We start from the raw sequence: 221 nt of genomic DNA, 5'->3' as shown, positions 1-221 counted from the left end.
CAGTATTATCAACTGACTTATCAGATGGTATGGAAGTAGAAACTTTAGGTGGAGCAAAATATATGGTATCACTTGGGTCATCAGTAATGATTGGAAATGCTACAGTAGCAATTGCAGATCAGATGGCTTTAAATGGTGTCGTTCACGTAGTTGATATGGTTCTAATGGAGGAAGAAATGCTTCCAACAATTGTAGAATTAGCTCAAGCGACTGAAGATTTA

The 221-nt window shown here is 37.1% G+C and carries 1 protein-coding gene; it reads left to right on the top strand.

The annotated features are described in order from the left end of the window. On the top strand, window positions 1–221 hold a 221-nt coding region (locus ACXAHM_RS26515), incomplete at both ends, for a fasciclin domain-containing protein (RefSeq protein WP_474967090.1).

This window comes from Flammeovirga sp. AWQ4_249, assembly GCF_056161045.1.
The sequence above is the reverse complement of the archived record's forward strand: the minus strand, read 5'-3'. Positions and strand labels throughout refer to the sequence as shown.